Annotated in this window: 10 protein-coding genes and 3 pseudogenes; 2 read left to right on the top strand and 11 right to left on the bottom strand. The window is 51.6% G+C overall.

Translation table 11 applies throughout. The annotated features are described in order from the left end of the window. Positions 1-35 precede the first annotated feature (35 nt). A pseudogene (locus C0557_RS04170) lies at positions 36-331 on the top strand (transposase); the annotation flags it as partial. A gap of 11 nt (positions 332-342) precedes the next feature. On the opposite strand, the gene C0557_RS04165 reads toward C0557_RS04170, so the two are convergent. From C0557_RS04165 to C0557_RS04150, 4 genes are all read right to left on the bottom strand, one after another. Further along, positions 343-1,755: an APC family permease gene (locus C0557_RS04165; protein WP_208657592.1), complete on the bottom strand. Its 1,413-nt coding sequence runs from the start codon at positions 1,753-1,755 to the stop codon at positions 343-345. A gap of 77 nt (positions 1,756-1,832) precedes the next feature. Further along, positions 1,833-2,993: an iron-containing alcohol dehydrogenase gene (locus tag C0557_RS04160; RefSeq protein ID WP_208657591.1), complete on the bottom strand. Its 1,161-nt coding sequence runs from the start codon at positions 2,991-2,993 to the stop codon at positions 1,833-1,835. An 8-nt stretch (positions 2,994-3,001) separates the two neighbouring features. After that, entirely contained in the window at positions 3,002-4,363 is a 1,362-nt protein-coding gene (locus tag C0557_RS04155) for an aspartate aminotransferase family protein (RefSeq protein ID WP_208657590.1), read from the bottom strand. Positions 4,364-4,509: 146 nt separating this feature from the next. Further along, positions 4,510-5,343 (bottom strand): AraC family transcriptional regulator, encoded by an 834-nt coding sequence (locus C0557_RS04150; RefSeq protein WP_208657589.1) that lies wholly within the window; start codon positions 5,341-5,343, stop codon positions 4,510-4,512. Between the two features lie 136 nt (positions 5,344-5,479). Between C0557_RS04150 and C0557_RS27370 the strand changes: the two are divergent. Beyond that, a pseudogene (locus tag C0557_RS27370) lies at positions 5,480-5,841 on the top strand (integrase); the annotation flags it as partial. Here the strand turns inward: C0557_RS27370 and C0557_RS27365 are convergent. From C0557_RS27365 to C0557_RS04120, 7 genes and pseudogenes are all read right to left on the bottom strand, one after another. Beyond that, positions 5,786-5,953: pseudogene (locus C0557_RS27365) on the bottom strand (IS110 family transposase); the annotation flags it as partial. The pseudogenes C0557_RS27370 and C0557_RS27365 sit on opposite strands and share 56 nt — an antisense overlap. Positions 5,954-6,152: 199 nt before the next feature. Next, a complete protein-coding gene (locus C0557_RS04145; RefSeq protein ID WP_208657588.1) occupies positions 6,153-7,481 on the bottom strand; it encodes an aspartate aminotransferase family protein in 1,329 nt (442 codons plus the stop codon). Between the two features lie 17 nt (positions 7,482-7,498). After that, a complete protein-coding gene (locus tag C0557_RS04140) occupies positions 7,499-8,260 on the bottom strand; it encodes an ABC transporter ATP-binding protein (RefSeq protein WP_208657587.1) in 762 nt (253 codons plus the stop codon). Beyond that, the gene (locus C0557_RS04135) at positions 8,257-9,054 is read right to left on the bottom strand and encodes an ABC transporter ATP-binding protein (protein ID WP_208657586.1); all 798 of its coding nucleotides are present in this window, start codon (positions 9,052-9,054) and stop codon (positions 8,257-8,259) included. Before C0557_RS04135 ends, C0557_RS04140 begins: the two co-directional genes overlap by 4 nt. After that, positions 9,051-9,926 carry an ABC transporter permease gene (locus C0557_RS04130; protein WP_208657585.1) on the bottom strand — a complete coding sequence of 292 codons (876 nt, stop codon included), beginning with the start codon at positions 9,924-9,926 and terminating at the stop codon, positions 9,051-9,053. Before C0557_RS04130 ends, C0557_RS04135 begins: the two co-directional genes overlap by 4 nt. Further along, complete coding sequence (locus C0557_RS04125) at positions 9,923-10,879, bottom strand: ABC transporter permease (protein ID WP_208657584.1); 957 nt, start codon at positions 10,877-10,879, stop codon at positions 9,923-9,925. Before C0557_RS04125 ends, C0557_RS04130 begins: the two co-directional genes overlap by 4 nt. Beyond that, positions 10,880-12,412: an ABC transporter substrate-binding protein gene (locus tag C0557_RS04120; RefSeq protein ID WP_208657583.1), complete on the bottom strand. Its 1,533-nt coding sequence runs from the start codon at positions 12,410-12,412 to the stop codon at positions 10,880-10,882. Positions 12,413-12,517 lie beyond the last annotated feature (105 nt).

Below are 12,517 nucleotides of genomic sequence, written 5' to 3'. Positions count from 1 at the left end.
GAATCTCAAAAAGTGCGTGGAACTAAAACGGGTCTATTTACACGGTCCTGACCTCGGTCGGTGTCACGACCGCAGCAAGACTCTCCTTACAGAAATTGCCTGCCGCGCCTTCACTGCACATCTCGCGGCCTATTTCGGTCTTGCGCAGGTAACCCGGCGTTCAGGCTCATCCATATGCGGCGCCCCCATCGCGACGGGGCAATAAGCCCCCTCGCGATGGGGGCTGTTCCTGTCAGCATTCGCAGCGCTCAGAGATCCTATCTCCAGGGCTTACTACACACGCAAAATGAGCCAAGGAAAACGACAAAACCAGGCGTCAGTAAAGAAAGCGGGTGACTATGTCTAAACGGTGGCTTTAACCGCCTCACGGTTGTGTACCCAACAGGCCATCACATAGCCAAAAACGGCAATGCCAAACACCAGCCAGGGGATAACAAAAATGGTGCTGGACGATGAACCGCTAAGCAGGTCGAGGTTTTTAATCACCATCACCAGCGCGGCCAGCATGCTGATGGTCGCCAGCAGCGGCGCAATAAAATGGCTCCAGTAGTGTGTCACTGTCAGCGAAGCGCGGTAGAAGTACGCTATCACCGCCACGGAAACCCCTGCCTGCAGCAGTAAAATCGCCATCGTCGCCATGGCCGAGCCCCAGGCAAAAATATCCACCATCGGGTCCAGCCCCGCACTCACCATCAGCAACAACGCGGCGATAATAATGACGCTTTGTACGCAACTGGCGAAATACGGTGTGCCCTTTCCGGCGCGGATGGCAGACATTTTCTTCCACAGATAGCCATCCCGGCTGATGCTGAACAGATAACGCGAGATATTGTTGTGAAAGGCCTGAGTCGCCGCAAACAGGCTGGTTATCAAAAGCAGCGACATCATCTCCACTGCCCAACGCCCCAGCACCGAATCGGCAATATCAAAAATAAAGCGTCCAGGATTGGTGGTTGCCGCCGCGACAATCTGCTCCACGCCGTAGGCCTGCACCAGCACCCAACTGGTGAAGGTGAAAAAGAGGGTAATCAATACCACCGCCAAAAGCGTCGCTCGCGGAATGGTTTTCTCCGGCTGTTTGCACTCTTCGCCATAAATCGCTGTGGATTCAAAACCGATAAAGGCGGCAATAGTGAAAATAAGCGCAATGCCTAAATGCCCTTGCGTCACCACATCCGGGATAAAAGAGCGGAGATTCAACGGCACCGCGCTGGCATGCAGATGGAACAGTACGGCGAAATCTGTCAGCAGCATAATGCCAACTTCCATCAGCATCAGTACGCCCAGTACTTTGCCGCCAACTTCGACGCTTTCAATCCCCAGCCCCCAGACGACAAGCAGCATCCCGACGCTAAACACCCACCAGGGTATTTGAAGATTGAGGTGGTCATGCACGTACATTTCGCAGAAAAAGCCAAACAGCGCCACCACTCCAAGCTGGATAGCAAAATAGGCCAACAGCGCCACCATCAGTGCCGCCACGCCGGTATTGCGCCCAAGACCTAAGGAAATGTAGCTGTAGAACGCTCCGGCATTGGTCACGTGCCGACTCATCTCCACATAGCCAAACGAGAAGACAATTAAAATCAGCCCGGCAATCACATAAATCGCCGGGATCCCCGCGCCGTTACCGGCAGAAATGGCGACCGGCAGACCACCGACAACGCCGGTCAGCGGGGATGCCGCCGCCACGACAAAAAATATCAGCGACCAAATACCCAGACTGTTTTTCTTAAGCTGTGATTCGCTATTCATTTGTTCCGCCTCCCGTGAGCCAGACGCGTTAATACGATAATCATTGCCGCGCGCAGAATTCGGCGCGGCGCTAAGGGTTATAAACAGGCTAAATAGAGGGCACGAATATCGTCCGCACTGGCGAGGCGAGGATTCTGCTGGATACTGACCTGCATGGTTTTACAGCAGTTGTCCGTCATCCAGTCGATATCCTCGATTTTTACCCCTAAGTCGCTGAGGGTGAACTCCAGATTCAGCGTCATGATAAGGCGACTGACCAGCGCGATGCTGTGCCTGGCGCTGTCGATTTCCGACATCATCTGACACTCCCCGGCGATGTCCATGGCCCGTGCGACGGCGGCAAAACCAGCAAAATTGCTGCGCCAGGCGTAATCCATTAACGCCGGATAAAGCGCCGCCAGACCAAGACCGTGGGTAATGTTGCGCAGGCCACTTAACGGATGTTCCATCGCGTGCGGTAAACCACAGGCGGAAAGACCAATCGCCATGCCGCCAAGGGTATTGGCCCAACACACCTGTTCCCAGGACGCCAGATTTGTCACGTCGGCATAAACTACCGGCAAGTGGCGGGCGAGCAGGCCAATGGCTTCGCGGGCCATCAGTTCAGTCATGGGCTGGACAAAATTTCCCACCAGTGCTTCGATACTGTGCGACAGGGCATCAAACCCGGTCGCCGCCACCATCTGAGCGGGTAATGTCACCATCAGCTCCGGGTCGACAATCGCCGTGCGGGCAAAAAGCTGCGGCGTAAAAAAGACCTGCTTGTCATGGGTAAACGGATTGGTGAACACCGCCACACAGTTACCTTCACTGCCGGTGCCTGCGGTGGTGGTCATCAGCACCAGCGGCACTGATTCACCCCCAACCTGTGCCAGATGCAGATAATCGGTAATTTTCCCCGCGTGCCGCCCCATAAAGGCGATCCCTTTTGCCGCATCCATAACGCTGCCACCGCCAATACCCAGCACCACATTGCAGCCCGTTTCCCGCAGGCGCTCGGCCCCCAGATCGACGGTGGTGGTCAACGGGTTGGCCTCCACGCAGTCGAACAATTCCACCACGACGTTGGCCTGCGCCAGCGCCTGTAAACAACGGTCCAGCAGCCCGGTTTTTTTGCAGTTGGTGCGCCCGGTAACCAGCAGGACTTTGCTGCCTAGCCGCGCCACCTCGCTCCCGACCGTCGCGGCTTTGCCGCGACCAAAGAGCACATTCACATGTATGTTGTAACTAAAATCCATATTCAGCCTCACGCATTTACGGTGGCGCTGGCCACGGCGTTAACCACCTGCGCAACCGACTCTTCAAACGCTTTCATGCCGTAGGCCAGTTCCTCATCGCTGATGGTCAGCGGCGGCAGGAAGCGGAAGACCGCCAGGTTGTTGATGGTGAAATTGACCTGCACGCGGTAGTTTTCCACCATGCTTCCGGCAATCATCGCCGAGTAATATTCGCCAAATTGCGCCTGCTGGTCGGCCGGGATTTTGCCAAACTCCACGCCAATCATCAGCCCCTTGCCGCGAACCTCTTTGATCACCTCCGGGTAACGCTGCTGTACTTCGCGCAGGCGCTGCATCATCCACTCCCCTTTACGCTGCGCCATGCCGCACAGGTCATGTTCGAGGATAAATTGCAGCGAGCCGAGTGCCGCCGCAGCGCTGAGCGTATTTTCCTGATAGGTTGCGGTGTGGTGATAACAGGTTTCAAGGCTGCCGTAGGCGGCTTCGTACAGTGCTTCGCTACACAGATAGCCGCCGAACGGCACCAGCCCGCCGGAAAGCCCTTTGGCAAAAACGATGCAGTCCGGGACGATGTCATCATGTTCACAGCACCAGAACTTGCCGGTCCGCGCCGCGCCGCACTGGATCTCATCGACCACCAGCAGCGTGTCATAGCGATCGCACAGGGCACGCGCCGCTTTCAGGTAACCTTCCGGTGGCACAATAATGCCGCCTTCCCCCTGAATCGGCTCCACCACAAACGCCTTGTACTTGCCGGTCGATAGCGCGTTTTCCAGCGCCGTCACGGACCCGTATTCGATGTGATCGATATTGGCGAGGGTCGGCTGCTGGTAGGCCCGCCATTTGTCTTTGCCGCCCAGAGAGACCGCCCCCGAGGTTTTACCGTGGAAAGCGTTAAGGGTGGCCAGCAGATGGGTTTTCTCCGGTTTGGTACGGGTCGCCAGCTTGACCATTTTGATCATCCCTTCGATGGCTTCCGCCCCGCCCGTTGCGGTGCCCACTTTGGTGAGCTTACCCTGCGGCGACAGCAACGAAAGGTTATGCGCCAGCGCGGCCGCCACGTTGTGATAAGAGATAGCCCCCATCATAAACTGGCGGCTGTCGAAGCATTTTTGCAGGCAGGACCAGACAAACTCGTTGTTGTTGCCAACGGTCACCACCCCGACGGCACCAATCATGTCGAGGTGCTTGTCGCCGTTCTCATCGATAAAGGTGCAACCTTGTGCACGGGTGAAATATTTGGCGTGGCCGTCCAGGGTGCGCAGGCGATTCAGATGGGTGAGCTGTAACGCTTTGGTGGTTTCACCGTCGAGACTCAGCGCGTCATCAATGGTCAGGAAACTGGACATCAGTGATTTTACATTGGTCATAAATAAGCCCCTTCGAATTGGAATAAACAGCGGTACGTGTGGCTTATTTCTATGCGCTTCCTGACGGGCAAAATAGAAAAAATCAGAACAAGCGCGGGTGCAAAAAGCGAGGCAATTCGGCATTTGCGCACTAAAACAGTGCACAATCAGAGCTGCTGAATACGCTGCTGGTAGTTAATGGCCTTGATATTTGCGAGGTATGCGCGTGGCGACATTTTGGCGAATTGCTTAAATTCCCGCAGAAAATGCGACTGGTCGGCATAGCCCAGTTCATGGGCCATGGCGGCGAGATTCACGGCTCGCCCCTGGTTGAGCTGAAATAACGCGTACTGGAAACGCACCATGCAACAGAACATTTTTGGCGACATGCCGCAGTTATCACGAAATATCCGCTGGATATAGCGTGCGCAATAGAGCGTCTGTTTCTCTAACTGTTCGACGCGAATAGCGCCATGGTGGTGCAAGATAATCTCCACCAGCTGTAATAACAGGCTGGCGGAAGGTCGGCTAAGGCGCGATTCAAAGGCGTGTAAAAAGAGGCGGATCTGCTGATTAAAATCCTCGCTAATGGCAATTTGCTCGAAGATATGCCGCGTGCCGGGCACCGCGTTATTAAATTCAATTTCATGACCAAACAGTTCCCCGGCCGCCAAATCCACAAAGTCCGGCATCACACCGGGCATAAAACGCACACCGAAATAGCGCTGCCCGTTCTGTAGCTCGATTTCATTGGCCGCCAGAGTGCTGCCGCAGACTCTGGCCGTCGGGTTATCACTGTCGCAGTTAAACAGAATGTCGACGCTGCCATCGGGAACCGCCAGCGCCATACCCGGCGCATCGGACACCTGAAAGCTATAAAAGTGGGCAATCGGCGAACCGGTCATGCTCTTTTTCAGGTAGCTGGCCGCCGCGTTGATCACGAAATAAGGTTGCAGGGGCTTGATAGATTCGGGCTGATTCACTACCACGCGCGCGTTCATAGGACACCTTTGCAGAGAGGCCGATGCCCTTAATGTAGCAATAATTATGCCATTTCAATGGTTCATGGGAGGGTAACGTATCCAGAATTCTGAGTACTTAAGATAAGTATCCCCCTGCATAGCCGCAATGTGGATCTGGCATAAAAGCAACAGAACCTAGTCGGAAAACCATTCCTCCCACCAGCTTGCAAATCTGAACAATCACATTTTTCCGGACATCAGTAATCAGCCGATTACGGAACTGAAAGCCCGACATTTTACAGCCCTACTGAAAGGTATCGAGAAAAAAGGTTTGCTGGAAGTAGCGTCTCGTGCGTGGCAGCACCTGTACAACATTATTAATGCGTTACGCGGTTCAGCAAAAGTGGGTGGAAAACAACAATACGGCGCTGAATCTGGATCGGCGTAACGGTTTTGCTGATCATACGCCATTATCCGGCACTGCCGCTGGAGCGCCTACCGGAACTGCTGGAACACATTGAAGACTATCTGTCTGGATCAATACCTTCCGCGAAACCCGCTTACTGTATACTGGTTTTCCGGCCTGATTCAGTCCACATGGCTGAAAAACATTTTTAGCCAGATCGATACGCCAAAATTTGATGGTCATGATTATTCTACTCCGAATGTGTTCTATTCAGTTAAGCCCGCGAAGAGGAGCATTAGCTGGAAGGCTAAATACGACAGTATGAAAGCGGCTGATATAAAAAAGTCATAAAATGAAGAAACGACTTTCCGGGCGAAAACATCATATTGTCTGTCACCCGGTATATTTTTAGTGACATAACCTCTACAACCTGACTGATTACTTATCTGACGAGTCCTTTCAGGTCATTAACATGCGCAACCACGTCAGCCAGGAGACGGCTGACTTTACTGACATCCTCCTCCTCGATCACCAGCGGAGGTGCCAGCGTGATAGCCCCACCATGCACGCCGAGTATGACCCCTTTTTGTCTGGCATATCGGCGAATGATGGCAGGTAATTCCGGATTCTGTGCGCAGAGTGAAGTACGGCTTTTTTTGTCAGTAACTAACTCAAGCGCGACCAGTGCGCCGCGACTTCGGATCTCGCCGATAACAGGAAAATCCAGCAGTGGAGCGAGCTCATCATGAAACTGCCGTCCGCGCGCGCGGCCCTGGGTAATGAGATCTTCACTCGTCAGAATATCAATACTGGCGGATGCCACAGCGGCGGCAACCAGATGCCCGGCAAATGAACCTCCGCTATCCGTACCCTCCACCACCTCAGCAAGCTCTTTGTCCAGCAGTAAGGCCGCCAGTGGCATGTATCCACTCGCGATCCCTTTCCCCAGTACAATGATATCCGGCCTGAGGTTAAAATCATGGGACGAGAACCACGCACCCGCACGGCCAAAGGCCGTAACCACTTCGTCGGCGACCAGAAGTATACCGTGTCGCCTCAGCACCAAATTCATGCGCGGCCAGTAATCGTCGGGCGGTGAAATAACCCCTCCCGGCCCGACAATTAATTCTGCAAACATCGCAGCAATATTTTCAGCCCCGTGCTCACGAATGGCGTCTTCCAGTTCCTGCACGCAAAAATCCGTCAGCGGCTGCCCGTGGTATAACTCCGGATGATAAGGGCGAACGGGAGTAAGCTGGATTATTTCCGGCTCACCGCCTCCAATACCCTGTCGGCCTCCGGCAAGCTCCGCACCTGCATAGGTACGCCCATGGAAGGCCCCTCTATGTACCAGAATCTTGCGTCGCTCAGGCTCACCCCGTCGGTAATGATAAAGGCGTGACAACTGTAATGCTTCATCATCAGCCTCAGATCCTGAACTCATCAGCCTGACTTTACCGATATTGTCAGGAGCTCTCGCAATTAAACGTTCAGCCAGTTCAATCGTAGGTACGTTAGAAAAATCCCAGGCAATCGTAAAATGTGCCAGGGTACTCATCTGCCTGGCGGCAATATCCGCGATCTCCTGCCTGCCGTGCCCAATTTGTGCAAGCCATGCTCCGGCGTGGACATCAATATATTGCTTTCCTGTGTCATCCCAGAGATGTGCACCGACACCTTTAACCAGTAGTATTTTTTCTCCGCTACTGTACTGACTTGGGTGTTGCAAAACGTGGCTATCACGTATTAGCCAATTATTATTTTCTGCCATTTTCAGCCAGCCTTTATTTATTCTACGCCGTTAAAATTCAATCGCGGTATGTTAGAAATTAAATGATTGCCCGCATTGGATGCCGGATGAGTAAACAGTTGTTCTGCGTTATTTCGCTCAACACAAACACCTTGATCCATGACGATGATGTCATTACACACATAACGTACCGCCAGCAGATCATGCGAAATAAATAAGATCGTTAACCCAAGGGTGTCCCGCAATTCTTTGAATAGATCCAGTATGGAGGTCCTGATCGACACATCCAGGCTGGAGGTCGGCTCATCAGCAACGAGCAACAAGGGGTTGACCGCCAGCGCTCTGGCGATGGCCACTCTTTGCCGCTCTCCCCCGGAAAGCTGCCCCGGCAAAGCGGGAATAAAGTCCTTGCTTAGATGCACCAGACTGAGCAGTTTTTCAACTTCCCGTGCAAGCGCATTTTTTTTAACGCCCTGGATACAGGTCAACAGTTCCGCCAGCATCTTACCCACCGTTATTCGGGGGTTTAATGAAACATAGGGGTCCTGGTATACCATCTGAATCTGACGACGATGCGCCTGGTCGCGGTTGGTATTAAGTTCATTTCCACGCCACAATAAACGCCCTGATGAAAAAGGCACCTCGCCAGTAATAACTCGCGCTAACGTCGTTTTTCCTGATCCTGAACTCCCGACAATCCCTGTTATTGTTGCGACAGTGAGGTCAAAGTTAATATTTTTCAAAATCAACGTTTGCTGATATTTTGCAGACAATGCCTGAACACTTAATAACGGCGTCACCAGCTATCTCCTTCAAGCAACCGCTGTGAATCAATCAGTTTTCGCGTGTAATGTCGTTGGGGGTTATTCAGCACACTCTTCGTTTGCCCCCTCTCAATTAACTCCCCGTCTTTCATCACACAAATATGTTCGCAGAGCTGGCTGACCACACTAAGATCGTGACTGACAAAAATCACGGCAATATTTCTTTCCCGGCACAGGGATTTTATAAGCTGTACGATTTGCGTTTGTGTAAACGTATCCAGCGCTGTTGTTGGCTCATCACACAGTAATATGCCGGGTTTTTTAGCAAGTGCGGCAGCTAAGATAATACGTTGACGTTGCCCACCTGAAAGTTGGTGTGGATAAAACTCAAAGGCGCGACTTGCATCAGAAATACCCACCATGTTGATAAGTTCAAGGGCTTTTTCTTTTGACGCAGATTTGGTATCTCCGGTATTGACACGATGTATTTCAGCAAGCAACGATCCTGTTCGCATAAGCGGATCCAGTGCATTCATGGGATTCTGAAAAACCATTCCAATCTCATGACTCCCCGATTTTTTGAGCACCCTGCCATTTTTAATGGTATGGCTCCCCCTTATCTTGATATCACCCGCCGCAATATCTATTCCCCTGGGCAATGCACCGATAAGCGCACGCAGAGTCAGACTCTTACCTGAGCCGGATTCCCCCACAATACCCAGTGTCGCACCTGCAGATAACGAAAACGTAATATCTGAAACGAGGGGTGAGCCAGGATTTTGTTTACTGCCAAGACACAGTCCGCGAACATCCAGTATCGGCGTATTCATGATTCAGGCCTCAATAATTGCGTCATCCCATCGGCCAGAAAAGACAGGCCGATCCCGGTAATGATGACGGCAATGCCAGGAATAACCGGGATCCACCACTGGGTGGTAACAAAAGCTTGCCCGTCTGCAATCATTGAACCCCAATCAGGAACAGGCGGCTGTATACCTAAGCCTAAATACCCCAGCGTTATAATAGCGACGATGACGTAAACCATATCCACCACAAACAGGGTGATGGGCTGCGCAATAATATTGGGCAAAATATGCACGAAAATGACGCGCATCCGGCTCAGCCCTGCCAATCGTGCTGCCACGGCCCACTCCTGCCGTTTTGCCGCTTCGGTTGTGGTACTCAGGACGCGCACATACGGGATCCATCCCACGGTGGCAAATGCCACATAGATGCCCGTTTCACCGGAGCCAAAGGCAAAGACGACGATAAGTACCACCAGATAGAATGGAAACGCGATCAGGCAGTCAGCAATACGCAGCAATGACCACTGGAAAACACCTCCGGTAAAACCAGCGATACACCCAATTAGTGTGCCGATGAATGCCGGGAATAACGCCGCAAAAAAGGCGATTCTTAAATCCGTTCTTGCGCCGTAAATCAGTCGTGACCAGATATCCCGTCCTAAATAGTCTGTCCCCAGCCAGTGTTGTGCTGAGGGAACCGACAGCTGATGCGATAAATTTTGTGTAATCGGATCATGCGTAGCCAGCATGGGAGCCAGTACAGCCACTACTACCACGATGGTAGTGATTACTACACCAATAATCAGAGTGGATGGGAGTTGTTTGTCCACGTATTGTCGCGCCTGGCGGGTCCGTGGCAGATGTTTTTCCACTGGGAAGTGAGCAGAGTTTGTCATTGTGCCAGCCTCACGCGTGGATCCAGTATCCGAACGGCGATATCTGTCAGTAGGCTGACCACGACCACCCCTACCGCAGAAAACAGCGCTATCGTCTGTGTTAACGGGAAGTCTCGCTTCGCGATGGCGTCAAATAATAATGAGCCAATACCAGGCAGCGCAAAAACCCGTTCAAGAATAATCGAGCCGCCCAGCATTCCGCTGATATTAATACCCAGCAAAATTAATGTCGGGATAGCGGCATTAGGCAGAATGTGTCTGATCATAATACGGGAAGTGGAAAGTCCGTTGGTACGCAGCATCGTGACAAACTCAGCATTAATGACCTCCAGCAATTGCGCTCTCAGGCTTCGCACTAATACGGGGGCTGTCACGATCGTGGCCGTCACTGCAGGTAAAATAAGGCTATTGAGGAAGCCATGACGTCCAATTCCGCCAACAGGGAACCAGCGAAGATTGACAGAGAAAAGGGTGATTAAAATAATTGCCAGCCAAAAAACAGGCATCGCCGCCCCTAATGTTGAAAGCGTACGGATAATATGGTCAGTGGCTTTTCCTTCATTAAGTGCGGCAACGGTGGCAAATACGCATACGGCGATCGTGGTGAATAACGTGGATAACAACACTAATGCACCAGTGACCGGTAATCGGCTTAATACCAGTTCGTTTGACGGTACCCGGTATACCAGCGAATAACCGGCATCAGCATGCCTGAAAATACCGATGAGGAACGCCGTAAATTGCTCCAGCATCGGGCGATCAAGTCCTAAAGTCACTCTTAATGCCTGAACGGCAGTACTGCTGGCATGTTCACCCAAAATCATAAGCACCGGATCGCCGGGCACAATATGCAGAATAAAGAATGTTGCTATCACCACACCGCCGATCGTCAGAAATGCACGTAATGCCGACTCAATGAGCCGGCGAAATAATACGCTGCCAGAACCCGTCATTTACTTCTCCTGGGCAGAATCGAAACGAGTGGCTCCGTTAGGAATGGCCTGTATGCCGGTGATATTACTGCGTGTGGCAACTAAGCGGCTTTGATATACCAGCGGGATGATGGGTACGTCAGAAGCCACTATTTCCTGCGCCTCATGATATAACGCGCCGCGGATTTTTACGTCCTGTTCAACACGTGCCTGACGCAATACTGAGGTAAGATGCGGGTTGTTATAAAACGTCCAGTAGCTATCAGATCCGCCATCCTCAGGACTAAAGTGGTAAGTGAGGAAAATATTCGGATCGCTGACATCACTGATGGATTCCTGCAGTCTTAACGCATAATCTCCTGCGTGTGTTTTTTCACGCACGACCGCAGGATCCAGCGAAATAATGGATACCTCGATACCTATTTTACCTAGCTGACTCTGAATGATCTGCGCCTGCTGCGCCCGAACCTGATCGCCACCTGGGGTTAAAATTGTGGTAGAGAAACCATGAGGGTAGGCACTGAGGGCCAGTTCTTTTTTCGCAGCTTCAATATTTGTATCTACAGCAGCGGTTGTTGGATCATAAAACGCCACAGTAGGCGGAATAATGGTACTCGCGGCATCAGAGGTTTTGAAACTGGTTGCATCAGCTAATGCCTTACGATCAATAGCCAAATTCACTGCGCGACGGACATGAACATCTGAAAACTGCGGGTTTTTCGTATTAAACTGCAATATCTGAATAACCCAGCTTTCACTTCGCGTTACGGAAATATCGGGATTTTTTGATAATTCAGCAAAACGTACCGGGGGCAGATTATCGATGACGTCGATTTGCCCAGCCAGTAATTGCTGAACACGCTGATTTTCGTCCGGAAGCACGGTAAACGCCAGCTCATCATACCAGGGTTTATTCGCCTGCCAGTAATGGTCATTTTTCCTTAAGGTTACGGTCCCCCCTGGGACCCACGACTCCAGAACAAAGGGACCGGTGCCAATCGGATGTTGGAAAAATGCCTCTTCAGTCTGCCCTGCAAAGTTGGCAGGCATAATGCCATTGGATACAGCACTAATATCTGACAAAAGTGCCGGGTAAGCACCTTTGAGCTTAATAATAACCGTATCCTGCTCTGGCGCGGTAATTGATACAATCGGTGCCAGTAACGGTATTCCACCTGCATTTTTGAGATGGCGGGTAAGGCTAAAAACGACGTCTTCTGCTTTTAACGCGCTGTCATCTGAAAATTTCACCCCTGGGCGAAGTTTAAATGTCCAGGTTGTTCCGTCACTGTTTGGCGTGGCTGACACCGCTAACCAGGGCTTCGGCTGCCCATCTTTACCAACAATGTATAATGGCTCAAATATTTGATCGGCGGTATAAACGCTAACATCCCATACATTAGCAATGTCAAGAGACTCTATCGGCGCATAGCGACCAACAATTAATGTTTTTTCTGTTGCAGCGCCAACATAAGCAGCGGATGAAAAAAAGGTAACCTGAGCAAACAAAATTGCGGATACAACTTTATTGATGTGTTTTTTATTTAAGCGCATTTGAGGTTCCTGGACCAAGATGAATATCATCATATCTTGTGATGTATGGGTAATCTGGCTTCGACAAGAAGGAAGTTTAATCCAGGTTAATTAAGCTAAAAAAGT

The organism is Kosakonia sp. MUSA4, assembly GCF_013085925.1.
Taxonomy (GTDB): domain Bacteria; phylum Pseudomonadota; class Gammaproteobacteria; order Enterobacterales; family Enterobacteriaceae; genus Kosakonia; species Kosakonia sacchari_B.
This window is presented reverse-complemented; position numbering and strand designations above follow the sequence as displayed.